General features: G+C 46.4%; 23 protein-coding genes. 13 read left to right on the forward strand and 10 right to left on the reverse strand.

The window, feature by feature from the left end; translation table 11 throughout:
* Positions 1 to 32 precede the first annotated feature (32 nt).
* The 7 genes from pstB to greB form a co-directional block, all read right to left on the reverse strand.
* Positions 33 to 809, reverse strand: coding sequence for a phosphate ABC transporter ATP-binding protein PstB (gene pstB / locus AAC854_RS08380; RefSeq protein ID WP_340616688.1), 777 nt, complete (start codon positions 807 to 809; stop codon positions 33 to 35).
* A 28-nt stretch (positions 810 to 837) separates the two neighbouring features.
* A complete protein-coding gene (gene pstA, locus AAC854_RS08385) occupies positions 838 to 1,689 on the reverse strand; it encodes a phosphate ABC transporter permease PstA (protein WP_340616705.1) in 852 nt (283 codons plus the stop codon).
* 79 nt (positions 1,690 to 1,768) lie between these two features.
* The gene (gene pstC, locus AAC854_RS08390) at positions 1,769 to 2,737 is read right to left on the reverse strand and encodes a phosphate ABC transporter permease PstC (protein WP_340616706.1); all 969 of its coding nucleotides are present in this window, start codon (positions 2,735 to 2,737) and stop codon (positions 1,769 to 1,771) included.
* Between the two features lie 61 nt (positions 2,738 to 2,798).
* Positions 2,799 to 3,839, reverse strand: a complete 1,041-nt coding sequence (gene pstS / locus AAC854_RS08395; protein WP_340616689.1) for a phosphate ABC transporter substrate-binding protein PstS — start codon at positions 3,837 to 3,839, stop codon at positions 2,799 to 2,801.
* 141 nt (positions 3,840 to 3,980) lie between these two features.
* The gene (locus AAC854_RS08400) at positions 3,981 to 5,024 is read right to left on the reverse strand and encodes an ATP-binding protein (protein ID WP_340616690.1); all 1,044 of its coding nucleotides are present in this window, start codon (positions 5,022 to 5,024) and stop codon (positions 3,981 to 3,983) included.
* On the reverse strand, positions 5,021 to 5,740 hold the full coding sequence (gene ompR, locus AAC854_RS08405; protein ID WP_340616691.1) for an osmolarity response regulator transcription factor OmpR: 720 nt from the start codon (positions 5,738 to 5,740) through the stop codon (positions 5,021 to 5,023). Before ompR ends, AAC854_RS08400 begins: the two co-directional genes overlap by 4 nt.
* Before the next feature lie 174 nt (positions 5,741 to 5,914).
* Positions 5,915 to 6,397 carry a transcription elongation factor GreB gene (gene greB / locus AAC854_RS08410; protein WP_340616692.1) on the reverse strand — a complete coding sequence of 161 codons (483 nt, stop codon included), beginning with the start codon at positions 6,395 to 6,397 and terminating at the stop codon, positions 5,915 to 5,917.
* A gap of 251 nt (positions 6,398 to 6,648) precedes the next feature.
* Here greB and AAC854_RS08415 point away from each other — a divergent pair, with 251 nt between their 5' ends.
* The 6 genes from AAC854_RS08415 to AAC854_RS08440 all read left to right on the forward strand — a co-directional run bounded on the left by AAC854_RS08415 (position 6,649) and on the right by AAC854_RS08440 (position 13,973).
* On the forward strand, positions 6,649 to 9,006 hold the full coding sequence (locus AAC854_RS08415; RefSeq protein ID WP_340616693.1) for a Tex family protein: 2,358 nt from the start codon (positions 6,649 to 6,651) through the stop codon (positions 9,004 to 9,006).
* A gap of 409 nt (positions 9,007 to 9,415) precedes the next feature.
* Complete coding sequence (locus AAC854_RS08420; RefSeq protein ID WP_340616694.1) at positions 9,416 to 9,940, forward strand: pyridoxamine 5'-phosphate oxidase family protein; 525 nt, start codon at positions 9,416 to 9,418, stop codon at positions 9,938 to 9,940.
* Between the two features lie 328 nt (positions 9,941 to 10,268).
* Entirely contained in the window at positions 10,269 to 10,496 is a 228-nt protein-coding gene (gene feoA / locus AAC854_RS08425) for a ferrous iron transporter A (protein WP_047964071.1), read from the forward strand.
* Between the two features lie 164 nt (positions 10,497 to 10,660).
* Complete coding sequence (gene feoB, locus AAC854_RS08430; RefSeq protein ID WP_340616707.1) at positions 10,661 to 12,991, forward strand: Fe(2+) transporter permease subunit FeoB; 2,331 nt, start codon at positions 10,661 to 10,663, stop codon at positions 12,989 to 12,991.
* Between the two features lie 29 nt (positions 12,992 to 13,020).
* Positions 13,021 to 13,260 carry a FeoC-like transcriptional regulator gene (locus AAC854_RS08435; RefSeq protein ID WP_340616695.1) on the forward strand — a complete coding sequence of 80 codons (240 nt, stop codon included), beginning with the start codon at positions 13,021 to 13,023 and terminating at the stop codon, positions 13,258 to 13,260.
* Positions 13,261 to 13,529: 269 nt separating this feature from the next.
* Entirely contained in the window at positions 13,530 to 13,973 is a 444-nt protein-coding gene (locus AAC854_RS08440) for an OsmC family protein (RefSeq protein WP_273546988.1), read from the forward strand.
* Between the two features lie 62 nt (positions 13,974 to 14,035).
* On the opposite strand, the gene bioH is transcribed toward AAC854_RS08440, so the two are convergent.
* A complete protein-coding gene (bioH, locus tag AAC854_RS08445) occupies positions 14,036 to 14,812 on the reverse strand; it encodes a pimeloyl-ACP methyl ester esterase BioH (RefSeq protein ID WP_340616696.1) in 777 nt (258 codons plus the stop codon).
* Between the two features lie 51 nt (positions 14,813 to 14,863).
* Here bioH and gntX point away from each other — a divergent pair, with 51 nt between their 5' ends.
* The 7 genes from gntX (at position 14,864) to AAC854_RS08480 (ending at position 21,124) form a co-directional block, all read left to right on the forward strand.
* A complete protein-coding gene (gene gntX / locus AAC854_RS08450; RefSeq protein ID WP_340616697.1) occupies positions 14,864 to 15,547 on the forward strand; it encodes a DNA utilization protein GntX in 684 nt (227 codons plus the stop codon).
* Between the two features lie 59 nt (positions 15,548 to 15,606).
* Positions 15,607 to 16,182 carry a Fe-S biogenesis protein NfuA gene (gene nfuA, locus AAC854_RS08455; protein ID WP_340616698.1) on the forward strand — a complete coding sequence of 192 codons (576 nt, stop codon included), beginning with the start codon at positions 15,607 to 15,609 and terminating at the stop codon, positions 16,180 to 16,182.
* Between the two features lie 144 nt (positions 16,183 to 16,326).
* Positions 16,327 to 16,650 (forward strand): thiosulfate sulfurtransferase GlpE, encoded by a 324-nt coding sequence (gene glpE / locus AAC854_RS08460; RefSeq protein WP_340616699.1) that lies wholly within the window; start codon positions 16,327 to 16,329, stop codon positions 16,648 to 16,650.
* A 76-nt stretch (positions 16,651 to 16,726) separates the two neighbouring features.
* Complete coding sequence (gene glpG / locus AAC854_RS08465) at positions 16,727 to 17,563, forward strand: rhomboid family intramembrane serine protease GlpG (RefSeq protein ID WP_340616700.1); 837 nt, start codon at positions 16,727 to 16,729, stop codon at positions 17,561 to 17,563.
* 57 nt (positions 17,564 to 17,620) lie between these two features.
* On the forward strand, positions 17,621 to 18,379 hold the full coding sequence (locus AAC854_RS08470) for a DeoR/GlpR family transcriptional regulator (protein ID WP_187654176.1): 759 nt from the start codon (positions 17,621 to 17,623) through the stop codon (positions 18,377 to 18,379).
* Between the two features lie 251 nt (positions 18,380 to 18,630).
* A complete protein-coding gene (gene glpD, locus AAC854_RS08475) occupies positions 18,631 to 20,127 on the forward strand; it encodes a glycerol-3-phosphate dehydrogenase (protein ID WP_340616702.1) in 1,497 nt (498 codons plus the stop codon).
* 436 nt (positions 20,128 to 20,563) lie between these two features.
* The gene (locus AAC854_RS08480; protein WP_340616703.1) at positions 20,564 to 21,124 is read left to right on the forward strand and encodes a GNAT family N-acetyltransferase; all 561 of its coding nucleotides are present in this window, start codon (positions 20,564 to 20,566) and stop codon (positions 21,122 to 21,124) included.
* 83 nt (positions 21,125 to 21,207) lie between these two features.
* Here the strand turns inward: AAC854_RS08480 and AAC854_RS08485 are convergent, their stop codons facing one another.
* Both AAC854_RS08485 and AAC854_RS08490 read right to left on the reverse strand, forming a co-directional pair.
* On the reverse strand, positions 21,208 to 22,089 hold the full coding sequence (locus tag AAC854_RS08485; RefSeq protein ID WP_340616704.1) for an alpha/beta fold hydrolase: 882 nt from the start codon (positions 22,087 to 22,089) through the stop codon (positions 21,208 to 21,210).
* On the reverse strand, positions 22,089 to 22,170 hold an 82-nt coding region (locus AAC854_RS08490), incomplete at its 5' end, for an IS1 family transposase (protein WP_340615970.1). The genes AAC854_RS08490 and AAC854_RS08485, both read right to left, overlap by 1 nt.

The following is a 22,170-nucleotide window of genomic DNA, read 5'->3' on the forward strand; positions in this document are numbered from 1 at the left end:
CCCCGTTTGCTATTCCCCATGTCTATGCCGAATCAGCCATAACGGCCGGTAATATAATCTTCAGTCTGCTTCATCTTTGGTGTGGTGAACAGTCTGTCAGTATCGCTGAATTCAATCAGTTCACCGAGGTACATAAATGCCGTGTAATCAGAACAACGTGCCGCTTGCTGCATGTTATGAGTGACAATCACTACGGTATATTCCGATTTCAACTCACTAATCAGCTCTTCAATACGTCCGGTAGAGATCGGGTCAAGTGCAGAACAAGGCTCATCCAGCAATAAAACTTCCGGGCGGATAGCAATGCCCCGGGCTATGCACAAGCGTTGCTGCTGACCACCAGAAAGGCTGTATCCACTCTGGTGGAGCTTATCTTTGGTTTCATTCCATAAGGCCGCTTTTGTCAGTGCCCATTGGACTCGCTCATCCATTTCAGCTCTTGGCAGCTTTTCAAACAGACGCACCCCAAAAGCAATGTTGTCGTAAATTGACATCGGGAATGGCGTCGGTTTCTGGAATACCATTCCGACTTTGGCGCGTAACAAGGCAATATCTTGCTTATCCATCAGGATATTGGTGCCATCCAGTATGATTTCACCTTCTGCCCGTTGCTCACCATACAGTTCATACATTTTGTTGAAAGTGCGCAGCAATGTGGATTTACCACATCCTGACGGCCCGATGAATGCCGTGACTTTATTCTGTGCAATATCCAGCGTGATGTTTTTCAGCGCATGAAATTTACCGTAATAGAAGTTCAGATCGCGTACCTGAATTTTGCTTCCTGCGATGTCATTAACCTTATTCATCAGAGCTTCTCTTTACCTATATAAAATATTAGTGCTTCTTATTCGCAAACAGCACACGCGCTGCAATGTTAATCAGCAGTACACACAAGGTAATCAGTAATACCCCGGCCCATGCCAGTTGTTGCCAGTCAGAGAATGGGCTCATGGCAAACTTGAAGATAGTAACCGGCAGGTTCGCAATCGGCTGGCTGAGATCTGTGCTCCAAAACTGGTTGGAAAGCGAGGTAAACAACAACGGCGCGGTTTCACCCGCGATACGGGCAATGGCTAACAGGACGCCGGTAATAATGCCTGACATTGACGCTTTCAATGTAATGGCAGAGATCATTTTCCATTTTGGTGTTCCCAGTGCATAAGCCGCTTCGCGCAGGTTATCCGGCACCAGCTTCAGCATGTTCTCCGTCGTGCGGATAACGATAGGGATTTGTAACAGCGCCAATGCAATCACTCCCGCCCAACCTGAGAAATGCTGCATTTTCGTCACGATCACCGTATAGACAAACAACCCGACAACAATCGAAGGAGCCGAAAGCAGGATGTCATTGATAAAGCGGATTATCTCTGCCAACCATGAACGGCGGCCATATTCCGCCAGATAAACGCCCGCCATAATGCCCAATGGCGTGCCGAAGACAGTTGCCCAGAATATCAGCAGACCACTGCCGACAATGGCGTTTGCCAGCCCGCCCCCTTCTGTATTGGGCGGGGGCGTCATTTCGGTAAACAACGCCAGCGACATACCATCAATGCCTTTAGTCACGGTAGAGATTAAAATCCAAATCAGCCAGAACAGGCCGAATGCCATCGTCGCCATAGACAACATCAATGCAATGCGGTTCTTCTGACGACGCCATGACTGCATACGACGACGGCTTTTCATATCCACTTCATTGACTATTCCTACTTCACGTACTGCGCCAGCCAAACGGGACTGTTGGTTATTATCGTGGGTTGTCATCTCAGCACCCCTCATTTTTTGCCAGACGCATAATCATCAGTTTTGACAATGCCAACACAATGAAAGTGATCACAAACAAAATCAGCCCCAGTTCCATCAAGGCCGCGGTATGCAGGCCAGATTCAGCTTCGGCAAATTCATTTGCCAATGCAGAAGTAATGCTGTTTCCGGGCATGTAGAGAGACAAGCTGTCGAGCTGGTAGGTGTTACCGATGATAAAGGTGACGGCCATCGTTTCCCCCAACGCTCGGCCAAGCCCCAACATAACGCCGCCAATCACACCGTTCTTGGTATAAGGCAAGACGATATGCCAAATTACTTCCCATGTGGTACAGCCTATCCCATAGGCTGACTCTTTCATCATCACGGGCGTTTGCTCAAATACATCACGCATGACAGAAGCAATATAGGGGATAATCATGATGGCAAGAATAATGCCCGCTGCCAGAATGCCAATACCAAAGGCAGGGCCGGAAAACAGTTCGCCCACAATGGGAATGCTTGATAACACATCACCAACGGGTTGCTGGAAATAGGTGGCAAACAGCGGAGCAAAAACAAATAACCCCCACATGCCGTACACGATGCTGGGGATCGCTGCCAACAGTTCAATCGCCACGCCCAATGGACGCTTCAACCAATTTGGCGCCAGTTCTGTCAGAAACAAAGCGATACCAAAGCTCACCGGAACCGCAATAATCAAGGCAATTAATGACGTCATCAATGTGCCATAAATCGGAACCAGTGCACCAAACACTCCGGCGGGTGCATCCCAGTCTTTGCTCCACAAAAAAGTAAAACCAAATGCTTGTATACTTGGCCAGGAAGCAATGATCAGCGAAATAATAATGCCGCCGAGCAGAAGTAAGGTCAGCACCGCCGCTAACCTGACCAGCGCACTGAAAATAATGTCGCCATTTTTACTCGGTGCTTTTAATACCGTTTTATATGCCGTTTTACGTTCGGCCATACGCTTAATTCTCATTTTGGGTTATTTCCCCCTCGAAAGGGGGGAGGTTTAACAAAGCCTGTCAATAAAGCGGTTTGCCACTGCTGTCTTTGATGTTGCTCTTCCATGCTGCACGTACCTGACTGACGACTTCTTTCGGCAGAACGGCATAATCCAGATCTTTCGCCTGTTTTTTGCCTTTGTCATAAGCCCAATCGAAGAATTTCAGCACTTCAGCGCCATTCGAGGCACTTGCCTGCTGTTTGTGGATGAGAATGAAAGTGGTGGAGGTAATTGGCCACGCATTATCGCCTTTCAGGTGTGTCAAATCCTGAGCAAAGCTGCTGTTCCAATCCGCACCTTTTGCTGCCGCACTGAAGTTTTCTGCCGTAGGTGACAATATTGCGCCATCTGCTGAAACCAGTTTGGTGTAAGTGAGGTTATTCTGTTTAGCATAAGCGTATTCAACGTAACCAATCGAACCGGGCAGGCGTTGCACAAAGGCCGCAATACCATCATTGCCTTTACCACCCAAGCCAGTTGGCCATTTGACGGTCGAACCTGCCCCGACTTTTTCTTTCCAGTCGTTATTCACTTTAGACAGGTAGCTGGTGAAAACGTAGGAAGTTCCTGAACCATCCGCCCGCCGCACTACGGCAATGTTCTGATCCGGCAGCTTGAGGTCTGGGTTCAATTTTGCAATAGCGGGATCATTCCATTTCTTGATGTTCCCCAGATAGATGTCGCCGAGGGTTTTGCCATCCAGAATCAACTGACCCGGTTTGATACCGGAAATGTTTACCGCCAGCACAATGCCGCCAATCACGGTTGGAAACTGGAACAAACCATCCGCCGCCAATTTTTCATCAGAAACTGGCGCATCAGAAGCACCAAAATCAACGGTATTGGCGATAATCTGCTTCACACCACCCGAAGAGCCGATGCCTTGGTAATTGATTTTGTTACCCGTTTCTTTTTGATAAGAATCCGCCCACTTGGTATATACCGGTGCGGGAAATGTCGCACCTGCTCCCGTCAAGCTGGTGGCAGCAAATGAAGACAGGGATGTCATGGCAAATACGGCTGCCATAATGCTTGCCATGGTGGTACGCATTGGTTTCATATTCCCTCCTGCTGGGATACGCATCATTAATTAAAAACAAGTGTCAGACATCTTCGACAATCTGGTTTTTAGGTTAAGAAATGGATCAGGAAGGAAAATAGGTGAATTCAATGACAGTAAAATGTATGAATTATGACATTTTTATGACAGGCCGCTTTCAAGGGATAACGGTTTTTCATTCAAAGGAATATAAGCGCGAATGGATAGCCCCTGCTTTTCACTTTCTCCCACTTCGATATACCCTTCGTGGATATCAATGATGCGGCGGATAATTGCCAGCCCCAGCCCTACTCCACCATTATTGTGAGTATTGCGTATCCGCTCTCCCTGAATGAATGGCTGGAACAAAGTGGCGGCTTCTTCTTTTGTCATCCCCCTGCCGTTATCCTCCACCTGAAACCAGCCAAATCTTTCTGTTGAACCACTACTGATTCGAATCCATCCATTGCCATAACGTTGGGCATTAGTAAACATATTGACCAATACACGCTTAATGGAAAGCGAATTGGCTGAAACAAAAACCGGGCGGGGAGATAAGTTATTTTCAATATCTGCCGCGCAGCGCTGTTCCGTTTTAATGGCAGTCTCAAATTCAATGACCGATTCAAGCAGCTCATTCAGTTCACAGCATATCATCGGTACATCTTGCCCTGACCGCTGATAGTCAATGAACTGATCAATAATGGCATTGCATTCTTCAATATCCCGATGGATGGATTCCGTGAGAAAGTCATCTTTTCCCTCCAACATTTCTATCGCCAGCCGAATGCGGGTAAGCGGAGTGCGCAAATCATGGCTCACCCCTGCTATTAATACCACGCGAGCACTTTCTTGCGATTGCAGCTCCACAGCTATCTGATTCAGGGTTCTAGTCAGTGAGCGTATGGCGGGCGCTCCTACTTCCGGCAGTGGAGCCACCTTTCTCCCTTTCCCCATATCCATCGCTGCTTTTTGTATTGTTTTGAGTGATTGCTTCTGGATGTGCAAATATCGCCAGAACACCACAAATACTGATAATGCAGACGTAAAAACCCCGATAAAGAGATAAGGAAACACCACGTTGAATGAAACTTTTTCCAGTGTTGCCAACCACTGGGCGACCAAGTAACTGATCAGCAGGCAGCCCAGCGACAAAGATAATATATAGGGAAACAAGGTGAGCAACGAAAGCCAAAGCCTTTTCATACTTTGCTTCCATCAGGAACAAAAACGTAGCCCAACCCCCAAACCGTCTGAATATAGCGGGGATGAGCGGGATCTTCTTCAATCAGACGACGCAGACGGGAAACCTGAACATCAATGGAGCGCTCCATCGCACCATATTCCCGCCCCCGTGCCAGACTCATCAATTTATCCCGTGATAACGGCTCACGAGGATGAGAAACCAGAACTTTCAGTACTGAAAATTCCCCACTGGTTAAAGACAGCAATTCATCCTGATGGAACATTTCTCGCGTTCCGAGATCAAGTTTAAATTTGCCAAACTTGATGACGGCATCATCCGATGCCGGAGCTCCCGGCAATTCACTGGCCTGACGACGTAAAACAGCCCGCATACGTGCCAACAGCTCACGTGGGTTAAAAGGCTTGGCGAGGTAATCATCCGCGCCGATTTCAAGGCCCACAATGCGATCAACTTCTTCCCCTTTTGCGGATATCATGATGATCGGAATCGGATTATGCTGGCTTCGCAATCTTCGGCAAACCGATAATCCATCTTCACCCGGCAACATCAAATCCAAAACAATCAACTGAATGGCTTCTCTGGTCAATAAACGATCCATCTGTTCTGCATTTGCTACGCTACGAACTTGAAATCCCTGCTCAGATAAATAACGCTCCAATAACGCCCTCAAGCGCATATCATCATCAACAACAAGGATCTTATAACTCTCTTGCATGTTTCAGCTCCCAAGATGCTCCATGCCCGCAATATCTAGCACTCTCACAGAAAACCCATAATTCAATAGAGACTAACCGCATGTATTTTAAGGCCATTAACGGCATTAGCAATAATTGCTTATGGTTAGGTTTTCTCTCCTTGTTTCCTGTTTAGGTCACATAACCACCATGATTTATGCTAAAGACTGATAACTGATTTCCAATATCCAATACGTCACGATGCCATTGGGCGTCATCACCGTAACCTCATCATCAGTTTGCTTGCCAAGCAACGCCCTTGCCACGGGAGAGTCAATGGAAATCCACTTCCTGGCCGGCTCAAATTCATCCGGCCCTACCAGTCGAAAAATATGTTCTTCTTCATTTTCATTTTCGACTTTCACCCATGCCCCAAAAAAGACTCTTCCCTCTTGCCGCGGATCAGGATCAACAATTTTCAGGACATCCAGACGCTTGGACAAGAATCGTACCCGACGGTCAATTTCTCTTAACCTTTTCTTACCATAAATGTATTCTGCGTTCTCTGAACGATCCCCTAACGCAGCAGCATCTGAAACAGCCTGAGTGACTTTAGGTCGTTCAACTTTCCAGAGATATTTCAGTTCCTGATCAAGCGTATGCCAACCTTCCCGGGTAATGTAGTGACTCTTGGCCATGAAAAAACTCACTTGAGAAAAGATGATTAATGGCGGTGTACTATATCTCAACCCAGAAGATATTCGATGAATTCTGTCGCAACATGACCGAAATATCGCGCTAAACTGGAAATTATCGCGCTCAGCACGTATAAATGGAGCCAGTTTGAACCATGCCGATATTGTTTCAGATGAAATTTGACCCTATCCGGCTCTGCCTGATGATATCCGACGATATCTACGGGCGCTAAGAAAGTTGAAGAAAACAGACCATGAATGAATCTTTAAGTCGAATCATTGCCGGTGAGCTACAGGCTCAGCCACAGCAAGTCCAAGCCGCCATTACTCTGCTTGATGAAGGGAATACAGTTCCTTTCATTGCCCGTTACCGTAAAGAGGCCACCGGTGGTCTGGATGACACGCAGCTCCGCCAGCTTGAAAACCGCCTCGGTTATCTACGCGAACTGTCCAACCGCCGTCAGACTATTCTGAAATCGATTGAGGAACAGGGGAAGTTAACCGTTGAGCTGGAAAACGCAATTAATGCGACATTGAGCAAAACTGAACTGGAAGACCTGTACCTGCCATATAAACCGAAACGCCGTACCCGTGGGCAAACCGCCATTGAAGCCGGATTGGAGCCTCTGGCCGACCTGCTATGGCAGGAGCCGCAACAAGAGCCTGAACTGGCGGCAGCGGCCTATGTCGATGCTGACAAAGGTGTCGCTGATGCCAAAGCTGCACTGGATGGCGCGCGTTATATCCTGATGGAGCGTTTTGCCGAAGATGCGGCCCTGCTGGCAAAAGTCCGCGAATATCTGTGGAAAAATGCCCACTTAGTCTCCAAAGTTGTCGAAGGCAAAGAGGAAGAAGGCGCTAAATTCAGTGATTACTTCGATTATCACGAAGCCATTGCTGCTGTTCCTTCCCACCGTGCCCTTGCCATGTTCCGTGGACGCAATGAAGGTATCCTGCAACTCTCTTTGAACGCCGATCCTCAATTTGAGGAAGCGCCAAAAGAGAGTTACTGCGAGCAAATTATTACTGATCACCTTAACCTGCGCCTGAACAATGCATCTGCTGATAGCTGGCGCAAGGCAGTGGTGAGCTGGACATGGCGCATCAAAGTGTTGCTGCATCTGGAAACCGAACTGATGGGCACACTGCGCGAGAAAGCCGAAGACGAAGCCATCAACGTATTCGCCCGTAACCTGAATGATCTGCTGATGGCTGCACCTGCGGGCATGCGGGCAACGATGGGTCTGGATCCGGGCTTGCGCACAGGGGTGAAAGTCGCCGTTGTTGATGCGACAGGCAAGCTTATCGCCACCGATACCATTTACCCACACACGGGTCAGGAAAACAAAGCGGCTGCAAGCGTTGCAGCACTGTGCACCAAGCATCAGGTTGAGCTGGTTGCCATTGGCAATGGTACGGCTTCCCGTGAAACAGAGCGTTTCTTTGCCAACGTGCAGAAACAGTATCCTGACGTTACCGCACAGAAAGTCGTGGTCAGCGAAGCGGGGGCATCCGTCTATTCCGCCTCTGAACTGGCTGCACTGGAATTCCCTGAACTGGATGTTTCCCTGCGCGGTGCGGTTTCCATCGCCCGTCGCCTGCAAGATCCACTGGCAGAACTGGTAAAAATCGAGCCGAAATCCATCGGTGTTGGTCAATATCAGCATGACGTCAGCCAAGTCCAGCTTGCCAAAAAACTGGATAATGTGGTTGAGGACTGTGTAAACGGCGTCGGTGTTGACCTGAATACGGCATCCGTCGCCTTGCTGACGCGCGTTGCCGGCCTGAGCCGCAATGTTGCCCAGAATATCGTTAACTGGCGTGATGAGAACGGTCGCTTCAACAACCGTGATGAACTGCTGAAAGTTCACCGTCTGGGGCCAAAAGCCTTCCTGCAATGTGCGGGCTTCCTGCGCATCAATCAGGGGGATAATCCGCTGGATACATCAACTGTTCACCCAGAAGCTTATCCGGTCGTTGAGAAAATTCTGGCAACAACCGCGCAGACCCTGCCTGAACTGATGGGCAATCCTGCTTCTCTGCGTGACCTGAGTGCCCGGGATTTCACGACAGAGAAATTCGGTCTCCCAACCGTTACTGATATTCTGAAAGAGCTGGAAAAACCGGGCCGGGATCCGCGCCCTGAGTTCAAAACAGCGACTTTCGCTGACGGGGTTGAAACGATGAAAGATCTGCGTGCAGGCATGATTTTGGAAGGTACAGTCACCAACGTCACTAATTTCGGTGCTTTCGTTGACATCGGTGTCCATCAGGATGGCTTAGTGCACATCTCCTCCCTGTCCGATCGCTTCGTAGAAGATCCACATACCGTGGTGAAAACGGGTGATATCGTCAAAGTGAAGGTGATGGATGTTGATCTCAACCGCAAGCGTATTGCACTGACCATGCGTCTTGATGAACAACCTGGTGAAACACAAGTACGCCGAGGCTCTCAAGGCGGTAACCGTCAGGATAGCAATGCTCAGGGTCGTAATAACCGCAACGGCAACGGCAATGGCAGAAACCGCCATATTTCGCGTTCAGGTTCTGCACCTTTAGCCAACAGCGCCATGGGTGATGCGTTGGCGGCTGCCTTTAATAAAAAACGTTAATTAGCGCAAACGTTAATTAACCAAGAAACGTTAGCTTACTTAACTAATTTCCTGAACTGGTGCCATTGTGCCAGTTCAGGATCTTTCAAAAAAAGAATTAGCAGCCTCTGAATGACGGGGTTTTACGGCGCGCCGGATAAAAAGCCCTTGACTGGCTATACGTAAAAAAGCCATTATTTTCATCATGATGATTCTATTTATTGCTGATGTTATAAATTTGAATAAGTTATGACCCCTGCATATTTTAATTAATACTCCGTATAATTCATTCCGCAATAAATCTCATAATAATGGGAACTTATTGAATAATATAAAAATATAAATCTTCCATAATATCCTAATGTTCTTATACCCAATGGGTTTCGAGTTTTAGGTATCAAGAACGAATGCACACTGTTGAGGAAAAACCATGAACAAATATGTCCAAAGCAGTTTTAATTTACTCAGCAATATACGTTTTTTCAGCCTTTCCACTCACGATCCAGATGCAGATTCAGTCTGGTCATCGACGATGTTCTATATTCCGGAATACAACCCACTGACACTGATCTGGTACTCAAAGCGAGATACCCGACATTCGCGGGAATTACATATCAACCCCCGTGTCAGCGGCACAATCTACAGCAGTCGGGTCACACCTGATTCATCACTGGATCTGGCTGGCGCTCAATTCGTTGGCTACGCCCGCCAAGTCCCCGATGAGCAACTACAGGAAACCTATGACTATTTTTTCTTAAAAACTTATCCTGATGAAAATATCAGAAAGAAAAAATCTCGTCCCATCAGTGATTATCAAGGCCATGCCACACGCCGTTTCTATCAGTTGGAAATTCAGGCATGGTGGGTATACGACTCGGATGCCTGGAGCCAGCATCAAGATGATGATCGCGTTCAGGTTCCATTGAGTGAGCTGCTTTATCCTCCAAAAGGTTAATAAAAGTCAATCAATCATTTATCAAATTAATAAGAAAATAGAAATCAACAAGCCCCGTTTATTAACGGGGCTTATCAATAAAGATATTTTTTCCGAATATTAAATATTCCTAATAATTATTTATTTTCAATCAAATCAACATTAATTTGATTAATATCAATTTGTTTCCATATTATTCAGGATAAATAACCAACATTGCAGTTGCGTATTATTATCATTAACAATTAGAATTCAGAGAAATTACCGTACTTTTTCCTTGTGAAATTCCCTTCATTGAGGATAATCATTCTTATAATCACTTATTTTTTCAGTCAAAATGGAGAGTTATATGGTTCTTATTCCAGAACGCAGGTATAAAATTCTGGGATTTTCTCCAGAAATTAGTCCAGCTTACCGACAAAAATTATTGTCACTCGGCATGTTACCGGGTTCAACATTTCAGGTCATTCGCTTCGCTCCATTGGGCGATCCAATACAAATCGAAACACGCAGAGTCAGCCTTACTCTTCGTAAACAAGACTTGGCATTTCTCATGTTGAATGAAGATCTGAACTAACAAAGCGCTAAGTTGATTTAGTTCAGAATAATCATCACCCACACACTTTGATAACCGTAGTACTAAAGTATCACCAGGGTACTGAATATGTAACTAAGGTACGAAAGTCACTTCGTAATTAGCAGACTTTATGATTGGTAGATTTTGTGATTGACAAAAGTATGATGAAACAATTAACCATAGGCCTGATTGGTAATCCCAATGCCGGCAAAACGACACTTTTTAACCAGCTTACTGGCTCCCACCAACGCGTGGGAAACTGGGCTGGTGTTACGGTAGAGCGCAAAGCCGGCCACTTTACCACCAATAACCATCAGGTCGAGCTTGTCGACCTCCCCGGCACTTATTCTCTCACTACCATTTCTGAGCAAACGTCCATTGATGAGCAGATTGCCTGCCACTATATCCTTAGTGGTGAAGCTGATATGTTGATCAATGTTGTTGATGCGTCGAATCTGGAGCGTAATCTTTATCTCTCACTGCAATTGATTGAACTGGGCATTCCCTGCATCATTGCGCTGAATATGCTGGATATCGCTCAGAATCAGCGTATCAATATTGATGTTGCGGCACTGGAACAACGCCTCGGCTGTCCGGTTATCCCACTGGTTTCAACCCGTGCCACAGGGATCGATGCACTGAAAAAAACCATCGACGATCATCCGCAAAAAATTAAATACCCGCAAAACGCTAAACCTGTGCAGGTTGAATATCCTGATTCACTATTACAGGAAGTCTCCCATCTTTCACGCCAAATCACGGGGACATTCAGCCCACAGCAGCGTCGCTGGCTGGCTTTGCAGGTGCTGGAAGGGGATATTTACAGCCGTGAGATTTCCGGTCTGACTCAAATACAGCTAGCTGAAAGTCAGGCTCGCCTGCAACAGCAACAGATTGAAGAACCCGACCTGATCATTGCTGGCGCACGTTATCAGACGATTAGTGATATATGTCTGGCGGTCATTGATACCCGATCAGCCATACCAAACAAACTGACCCAAGTATTGGATACCGTTATCCTGAACCGCTGGCTGGGCCTGCCTATCTTCCTGTTTGTCATGTACCTGATGTTTGTGCTGGCCATCAATATCGGCGGCGCTTTGCAACCCATCTTCGAAGGGGCTTCTGCCGCCATTTTCATTGATGGAATGCAATGGCTCGGTCATTTTCTCCATTTCCCGAATTGGCTGACGGTTTTCCTTGCCCAAGGTATTGGTGGAGGCATCAACACCGTACTGCCGTTGGTTCCCCAGATCGGCATGATGTACCTGTTCCTCTCCTTCCTTGAAGATTCAGGCTACATGGCGCGAGCCGCGTTTGTTATGGACAGGCTGATGCAAGCCATGGGATTGCCGGGTAAATCCTTTGTGCCCCTGATTGTTGGCTTTGGTTGTAATGTGCCGGCCGTGATGGGCTCAAGAACACTGGACGCCCCTCGTGAGCGCCTGATTACCATCATGATGGCACCGTTTATGTCCTGTGGGGCAAGATTGGCAATCTTTGCTGTCTTTGCAGCCGCTTTCTTCGGCAAAAATGGAGCAAGCATCGTTTTCTCCCTGTATATATTGGGAATTGTCATCGCCATCCTGACGGGGCTGCTGCTCAAATACACCCTGATGCGTGGTGAGGCATCTCCATTTGTAATGGAGCTTCCGGTCTACCATGTTCCACATACTAAAACCCTGTTGCTCCAGACATGGCAGCGACTGAAAGGTTTTGTGATACGAGCGGGTAAAGTCATTGTCGCGGCAAGTATGTTCATTGGCGCTCTGAACAGCTTCTCCTTCTCAGGTAAAGCTGTGGATAACATTAACCAATCAGCTCTGGCTTCTGTCAGTAAAGTGATCACGCCAGTATTACAGCCCATCGGTGTGCAGTCTGATAACTGGCAGGCCACTGTCGGGCTTATCACCGGGGCAATGGCCAAAGAGGTTGTTGTTGGAACGCTGAACACCCTGTACACCGCAGAAAACATCACTCAGGCACCATTCGACCCGGATGAATTCAATTTACCGGAGCAATTGAAAGACGCTGTTGCGGAAACCTGGGACAGCCTGAAAGAAACCTTTACCTTAAGTGCGCTTTCCAACCCGATAGAAGCCAGTAAAGGCGATGGCGATATGGATCGCGGTTCTATGGGAACAATGAGCGCCAAATTTGGCTCTGCCATTTCTGCTTACAGTTACCTGATTTTCGTACTGCTATACGTACCCTGTGTTTCCGTCATGGGAGCCATTGCACGTGAAACCAGCCGTGGCTGGATGACTTTCTCCATCCTGTGGGGACTAAACGTCGCTTATTCACTCGCAGCATTGTTTTATCAGGCGACAACGTTTTCTGCCCATCCAGAAAGCAGCCTGATAACAATTCTGGCCGTGATCCTGTTTAACGTACTGGTTTTTATTGGATTGCGCCGTGCACGCAGCAGAGTGACCGTCACGTTCAATAACACCACCGATCGTAACTGCAAATGCTCAAACGGCAACTGCCATTAACTGCCACTAGCTATTAATAGGAGCGATAGATGATTAGTCTGCTGGAAATTAGAAACGCCGTTGCCCTTAATGGGCGCACTGACGCAAGGTCATTAAGCTATCAGTTTTCAGCACCGCTGCCGATGGTAGAAGCCATGCTCAAGCAGCTTGTCGCAATGGGTAAACTGGAGGAAGTGGATGCTTCTTCCTGTTTAAGCGGCGGCTGCAAGCAGTGCCCGGAAACGCAGAAATGTGATTCCAAAATTTATCAACTGTCAGTAAAAAACTAAGCATCTGCCCCTGTAAATGCTAAAGAATTGCCTGCCTGATCAAGCTCATCGGGCAGGCAATTTTTCTTTGAAGATCACGGCTCATTTAACCTTTTCATCTTTTGCCAAATCAGAGCAAACAGAACAGATTGTATCTTATTCAATATTAAACAAAAAAGACTCATATCAAAAAAATAAACTTATTCATGACCACGAATTGAAAAATAAATATCTCTTCCTTATTATCTGATACACGGATTTACCGTTATTAATAACCCGAGGATAGTAATATGCCTAAAGAGTTATTTACTGCAACAATTGAGTCCATTGGTCATCTCAAGATGAAATGTTCATCACGGAATTTTACCTTTCATGTAGACGAACCCAAAAGTCTCGGTGGAACGGATGAAGCAATGAACCCTGTGGAAGCATTACTGTCTGCTTTTGGCGCATGTCAGTGTATTGTCGCAAAAAGTTTTGCCCGCAAGCATAAAATTAATTTGAATGATATTCAGGTTAAGGTAGAAGGAGAATTGGATACCGATGGCTTCACGGGTAGAAATAAAAACGCCAAATTAGGATTTTCCAAAATCACCTCCAAGTTTTATATTGATGCAGATAATACCGAACAAGAGATCCGTGATTTTATTGCTTTTGTCGAAAGTAATTGCCCTGTCCTCGATACTATCGTTAATACACCCGAAATTGTGACCGAAGTTTATCCCGGCAAATAAAACGGCTGATTATCCATAACGATTACCCATAGCCATTAATAGTTATGGGTAATGTTGAGCATTTACCATCCCATGCCGGAAGTAAAATCTATTAATACTTCAATAAATTCATCAGGATGAGAAATAAAAGGTGCATGAGCAGCATTTCGCATAATAACGGAATGTGTATTCGGCCATTCTCTGTCAAGCTGTGCAGCAATCTTGCGCGGCACTAGCCCATCAAGATAACCATAAATACGCAGGAAAGGTAATTGAAGCTGTGACAGTTCCGCCCTTAAGTCATCAGTACGCAAAATTTCTAACCCTGCATTAAGTACCTCCACTGTCGGCATTGGCTGGTTCAAAACCACAGATTTCAGTACACGGGCATCCTGTCGCGCACTCTCTGTCCCCAATGTCTGCAACGCCAGAAAACGTTCGACTGTCTTCTGAAAATCTGCACTTAATTGATGTTCAAATGCACTCAATACCGCAGGCTTAATACCCGGCCAATCCCCATCTGCACTGAATTTGGGTGAAGAAGCCACTGTCACCAAACCAGCAACCTGCTCAGGATGATCCAGTGCAATCCGACTGGCAACCAATCCGCCCAAAGACCAGCCCAGCCACAGGGCTTTTTTTGGTGCCTGTTGCCATACCGTCTCTGCCATGTCCGCCAGTGACATGGCAGGATATGGCTGACTGCGGCCATAGCCCGGCAAATCCACCAGATGCAAACGAAAATGCGGAGCCAAGCGCATTTCTACTGAACGCCATACCTCGGCATTCAATCCCCATCCATGCAGCATCACAAGATCACGTGGTGCGTCACCAATTGTCTGCCAAAACAACTGATTCATTGTTATTCTCACCTCATTTATCATCAAGGAATATCACCAAGGAAGGTCACTATGCTAACAATGGTTGGATACTGTTGGCTATGCCATCAAAATTTGTATTTTGCCCATCACGGAGTCTGTCACGTTTGCCATCAACAATTAAAACGGCGGCAACATGTTTGCCCACGCTGCGCGTTACCTTCTGAATCCAGAGATGTTCCCTGTGGACGCTGCCTGAAATATCCCCCGCCATGGCAATTCCTGATCGCGATTACAGATTACACGCCACCATTAAGCCAGCTTATCCGGCGATATAAGTATCACAATACGCCGCAACTCGCGGCAGTCCTGGCGCGTCTGTTTCTGCTGCATTGGTTGCAGGGCTATCGCGAAGGCCGCTGGTACAAACCAGATCATATTCTGGGTATTCCTCTGCACAGCAAAAAACGTTGGCAACGCGGTTTCGATCACATTGAATTAATGATTCAACCTCTATCGCGCTGGCTGCAATGCCCGTATCAGCCAGACCTTTTGCAATGCTCACGTGCTACACTCTCACAGCGGGGCTTATCTGCCGCCCAAAGGAAAACCAATCTTAAGCATGCCTTTCAATTGCGGGGCGATTTTACCGATCAACATGTTGCGATTTTCGATGATGTGATCACGACGGGCACAACGCTGCATGAAGCTTCACAATTGTTAATTCGTGCGGGTGCCCGCTCCGTACAAGCCTGGGCAATCTGCCGAACCTTGTAGAACCTTTATAAATGGGCGTATTATAACCAACTAGAACAGTCAACTATTGAGCAAATGACATGATTAATATTACTGAAGCAGCGCAAGCGCACTTTGCCAAGCTATTGGCAAATCAAGAACCGGGTACACAGATCCGTGTTTTTGTCATTAATCCGGGAACCCCGACTGCTGAATGCGGCGTTTCCTATTGCCCACCGGATGCTGTTGAAGCCACTGATGTTGAACTGAAATTCGACCAACTTTCCGCCTATGTTGATGAAATCAGTGCACCTTTTCTGGAAGAGGCCGTCATTGATTTTGTGACCGACCAGCTTGGCTCCCAACTGACCCTGAAAGCACCGAACGCCAAAATGCGTAAAGTGGATGACGATGCACCACTGCTTGAGCGCGTTGAGTATGTCCTGCAATCGCAGATTAATCCTCAGCTAGCCGGGCATGGCGGCCGTGTCAGCCTGATGGAGATCACCGATGAAGGTTATGCCATTCTGCAATTCGGTGGTGGATGCAACGGCTGTTCAATGGTCGATGTCACCCTGAAAGAAGGGATTGAAAAACAGTTGTTGCAGATGTTCCCTGAATTAAAAGGGGTGAAAGATCTGACTGAACACCAGCGCGGTGAACACTCGTATTACTGATTATTTTTCTGTTTCTGACATTTTCTGATTATATTCCCCCGCCTTTCCAATATCCCCATTGGAAAGGCGATCAGGTCATACCAGACGACCATTAAGAAATGAATATAGTGAAAATGAAAATTTGAGAAACTACGTTGAGTATTTATGGACCACTTTCAAACGATAAACCCTGAGCAGGCTTACCAGCACTGGCTCGATAAAACCGCCATCATGGTTGATATCCGTGACCCGCAAAGTTTCCGTGCAGGGCATGTAACAGGCGCATTCCACTTAACGAATGAAACGCTTAATACTTTCCTACAGGAAGCGGATTTTGACCAGCCTGTCATGGTGATGTGCTATCACGGTCATAGCAGTCAGGGAGCCGCTCAATATCTCATCAATATGGGATTTGAAACGGTTTACAGTGTCAATGGCGGCTTTGAAGGCTGGCAGAAAGACTATCCTCAGGCCGTCCACACTCTATGAATCTTTAGTGCGCTAATTTCAAAGCGATTAGCCCTGTGTGATTAATTTCAACTATAAGGCAGAAATAAGACGAGCAATGATCCATGTAACCTCAATATCCAACCCTCGACTGGCTCAGGCCTTTATTGATTATATGGCGACGCAGGGCATTCATTTAACCATGCGGCCGACTAACGAGCCATTGCTCGTTGAACTATGGCTGGAAGATGACAGCCAGTTAAGTTTAGTTGAACAGGAACTTCAGCATTTTGCCCGCGATCCACTCAATGAACGCTACCAAGCCGCCAGTTGGCAAACAGGCAAATCTAACAGCTCGTTTAAATATCGCAATAATCTGAACTGGAACACGCTCAAAAGCCAGTCCGGCCCGCTGACTATTGTCGTCACCGCACTTTGTGCCCTCGTTTATCTTTGGATGACAATGGCGGGCATGCCCGATGTCATGAACTGGCTGGCTTGGCCTAACAGTCATCAATATTTGGAGTTATGGCGCTGGATTAGTCCTGCCCTGCTGCATTTTTCACTGACTCATATCCTCTTTAACCTCGCGCTGTGGTGGTATTTTGGCAGTCAGGTAGAAAAAAAGATCAGCACCGGAAAACTTTTTGAAATCACGATAGTCTCTGCCCTTTTCAGTGGTTGGGCACAATCATTGTTCAGTGGCTCTCATTTCGGGGGGCTGTCCGGGGTGGTTTACGCGTTGATCGGATACGTTTGGCTAACGGGTGAGATGTCGCCCAAACGCGGGATCAGTGCTCCCAGAGGGTTAATCGCTATCTCTGTTATCTGGCTATTGGTTGGCTATTTCGATCTGTTTTCATTAAATATCGCCAATGCTGCCCATATTGCCGGACTAATCATCGGGTTATTGATGGGATTATGGGATAATTTGCGTAAACAAAAGAATCAATAATATTCCGAATAATTTGGGCCAACTATAATCCATCTATGCAAACATTAGGGGAATTTTGTGAAGCAAACTCAGCGACATGATGCAATAATCGAGCTGGTGCGCCTTCAAGGTTATGTCAGCACTGAAGAGCTGGTTGAACATTTTGACGTCAGCCCGCAAACCATCCGGCGTGATTTAAATGATCTGGCAGATAAAAATAAAATCCAGCGTCATCACGGTGGCGCCGCATTGCCATCCAGCTCTGTTAATACCGCCTACCATGACCGCAAGATTATGTGGTCAAATGAAAAAGCGCGTATTGCTCAACAGGTTGCCACCCAAATTCCAAACGGCGCAACCCTGTTCATTGATATTGGGACAACCCCTGAAGCCGTAGCACATGCCTTGCTTAACCATCGCGATTTGAGAATTGTCACCAACAACCTCAACGTCGCAACCCTGTTTATGGGTAAAGAAGATTTCCGTCTGATTTTGGCAGGTGGTGAAGTGCGCTCCCGCGATGGTGGCATCATTGGTGAAGCAACGCTGGATTTCATCTCTCAATTCCGCCTTGATTTCGGCATTCTTGGGATTAGCGGCATTGACAGCGATGGCTCCCTGCTGGAATTTGATTACCACGAAGTCCGCACCAAGCGCGCCATTATCGAAAATTCCCGTTGTGTTATGCTAGTTGCCGACCATTCTAAATTTGGCCGCAGTGCCATGGTCAACCTCGGCAACATGAATCTCATTGATTTTCTATTCACAGACAAAGCCCCTCCTCCCAACATCCAGAAAATCATCGAACAACACAGCGTCAAACTGGAACTTTGCTGATCACTTTTGGTGCCATGATACTTCCCTGCCTGAAATTTTGGGTGGGGAACTCCCTCCTGTAATTATCCCCTTTTAAACTTGTATCCTGCAAAATCCTTATTAATCTTAGGCATATGATAAAGATTTGTTACCTATATCACGTGAATATGTTTTTTCTGAGTTAATGGTTGGCGATTGATGAATTTTTGATTACAATCTTTGAGCGAAAACGAACATTAAAGAACTGTTTCGAACATTTCAGAGGGTATGCAATGGAAACCAAAGACTTGATTGTAATCGGCGGCGGAATTAACGGCGCTGGTATTGCAGCAGATGCTGCTGGCCGGGGACTTTCTGTCCTGCTGTTGGAAGGTCAAGACTTGGCCAGTGCGACTTCGTCTGCCAGCTCCAAACTGATCCACGGCGGCTTACGCTATCTGGAACATTATGAATTCCGTCTGGTCAGCGAAGCATTGGCAGAACGTGAAGTTCTCTTGAAACTGGCTCCGCATATTGCATTCCCAATGCGTTTTCGTCTGCCACATCAACCACACCTGCGCCCGGCCTGGATGATCCGTATTGGCCTGTTCCTGTACGATAATTTAGGTAAACGTGTTAGCTTACCGGGCAGCAAGGGACTGAAATTTGGTGCAAATTCGGTATTGAAGCCATCAATCACCCGCGGCTTTGAATATTCCGACTGCTGGGTTGATGATGCACGTCTGGTTGTTCTGAACGCGCAAGAAGTGCAAAAACACGGTGGCGAAGTGCGTACCCGTACCCAAGTGACCCGCGCATGGCGTGAAAATGATTACTGGATGGTTGAAGCCAAAGATCTCACAACCGGCGAAACCAACACGTGGCGCGCAAAAGGCCTGGTTAATGCAACCGGCCCATGGGTGAAAAACTTCTTCGATAACGGTCTGCAACTGAAATCGCCTTACGGCATCCGCCTGATCAAAGGCAGCCATATTGTAGTTCCTCGCGTTCACGATGAGTCACAGGCTTATATTCTGCAAAACGAAGATAACCGCATCGTGTTTGTGATCCCATGGAATGATGAATTCTCCATCATTGGTACCACCGATGTTGAATACAAAGGCGATCCAAAAGCAGTCAGCATTGATGAGAAAGAGATCAATTACTTGCTGAAAGTCTATAACGACCACTTCAAGAAGCAGCTTACCAGCAATGATGTTGTCTGGACTTATTCCGGCGTTCGCCCTCTGTGTGACGATGAATCTGACTCACCACAAGCGATTACCCGTGATTACACGCTGGATGTGCAGGATGAACAAGGCCAGACGCCATTACTGTCCGTCTTCGGTGGCAAACTGACGACGTATCGTAAATTGGCTGAACACGCCATGGATAAGCTGGCACAATACTATCCAAATGCGGGCAAGGCATGGACTAAAAATGGCAAATTACCCGGTGGCGAGCTAGAAGGCCATGACCGCGATGGTTATGCGCGTCTGCTGCGTCAGCGTTACAACTGGTTGCCAGAAGGTGTGGCACAGCGTTATGCCCGTACTTACGGCAACCACAGCGAAATCATTCTGAAAGGCGCGGAAGCATTGACTGATCTTGGTGAATTCTTCGGTCATGGCCTGTATGAAGCTGAACTGCGTTATTTGGTTGATCACGAGTGGGTAACACAATTGGACGATGCCATCTGGCGCCGTACTAAGTTGGGTATGTGGCTCACCGATGAACAAAAACAGCGTGTCGCGGATTGGCTGTCACAGAACATCAAAGCCGCCGCTTAATGATAAAGCTGTTTAGCGTGCATAAAAGGTAATGATAAAAATGGCGATGTTCTATCGCCATTTTTCATTTTCATACGTCATGCTTTCACACATTCTGAGAATAGCGCTTTATTCTTCACAAAGACGTTTTTTCCTGCTCATTAACACCTTCAAAAAAGCAATAAACTTTCGAAAACAATCATCCCTATTTTCTATTGAAATTATCCTATTATTCATTTAATTCAACTGGTTATTTCTAAAGCACATTTTTATCACCATGATAGTATGTTATCTGCAGCCAATATGTTGCAGATCAATTTGGCGGATATCTAAGCCTCACATTTTCAGGATAAAATCCCATTGCAACAGGTTACGGTGAATGGCTGGCAGGGGAACTCCTTATCAACGAGATATCAAACAATTGCCTGATTCCCAGTAAATAATTCTGGAGATGCTTATGTTTTTTATGCAGAAAGCGACAATAGAAGATGCAACGTTATTATCCCGACTCCTTGAGACAAGCTACCGTTTTCACTTTTCTGATTTGTGGTATGACAGAGACGAACTGGAAGAATATATTACGAAGGAGTGCTCAGTAGAGCAAATATCAACCTCGCTAAAAGCCATTGATCACACATGGTTTATTGCCAAATCTCAACAAGCCATCAGCCCAGATGCCGAGCATTTTAAAACGAATTATCCCGATATCATCGGCTTTAGCAAAATCGTCTTCAATCAACCTATTCCTGATGCAGACTGTACTGGCATCTATTTACATAAACTCTACCTGATGCCACATCTGACAGGACAGAAATACGGTGATCAATTATTTGATCATGTAGTGAAACTGGGGCAAGAACAGGGACAAAAATGGCTTTGGCTGGAAGTATTAGAACAGAATGTATCTGCCATCAAATTTTATGCCAGAAAAGGCATGAAATGGCATAAAAATATCATCTTCACCAGCCCAAAACAGCAAAGCACAATACATATAATGGCTAAAAAGCTCATTGATTAGCTGGATAAATAAAAAACGATTTCCCTCATGCCAAAATATAGCTTTATTTAATTGTTAATTTTTTATATCGATGATCTCCTTTATCACTTTGCTCCATGCAAAAATGGAATAATCTTCTCTGTCATCGCCTGCATAAATGGTGGGGGAAAACTATGTCCCATTTGGGGAATTGATAAAAATTCAGCCTCAGTAATACGCTTAGCCGTATCTTCGCCACAGGCAACCGGAATCAAAGGATCATCTTCACCATGTACAACCAATGTTGGACAACGAATTTTTGCCAAAAGATCGACTCGGTGAGAATCTGCCATTATCGCTAATGTCTGCCGCATCGAACTGTTAGGATGATACCCACTACGGCGCAAGGTCATCCGCAAGTGCTGGGCCAACTTATCTTTATCTAATGTTTCAGAAGGAGAAACAACAGCCTGTATGATGTTAAGCTGATGAGCGATCAGCTCATCTTCACTGGTGCCTTCCGGCTTAGCCAATAATGCTGCCATCACTTCTGGCTGAGGCTGGGGAAGATAGTGAGCACCACTTGAACTCATAATACTCACCAAACTGATAACTCGTTCAGGGTAAGTTGCTGCCAGCCTTTGGGCAATCATACCTCCCATTGAGGCACCAATAATGTGAGCCTGTGAAATATTTAACGCATCAAGTACTCCCAAGGCATCATCTGCCATATTTTGCATACTGTAAGGAGTACGGACCGGCAACCCCAAACGAAAACGGAGTTTTTGCCAAAAAAATGCGGACTGCCGGAGGTGATCAAATTGCTGGCTTAACCCGGCATCGCGGTTATCATAACGGATCACGCGAAACCCGGACGCGATTAATAGATTCACTATTTCATCAGGCCAGTCAATAAGCTGCATTCCCAACCCCATGATCAGCAAAACGGCTGGGCGTGTTTCCCCACCACTATCTTCGGTCATGTATTGAATAGTTAGATCATTCATTAAACGTAGTTTTCACGCTCAATGAACGTCCCTATCACCTTGTCATGCATCTCTTCGGATTTGGAATAGCCAATCGTCTTT

The sequence above is a fragment of the Xenorhabdus entomophaga genome, assembly GCF_037996725.1.
Taxonomy (GTDB): Bacteria; Pseudomonadota; Gammaproteobacteria; order Enterobacterales; family Enterobacteriaceae; genus Xenorhabdus; species Xenorhabdus khoisanae.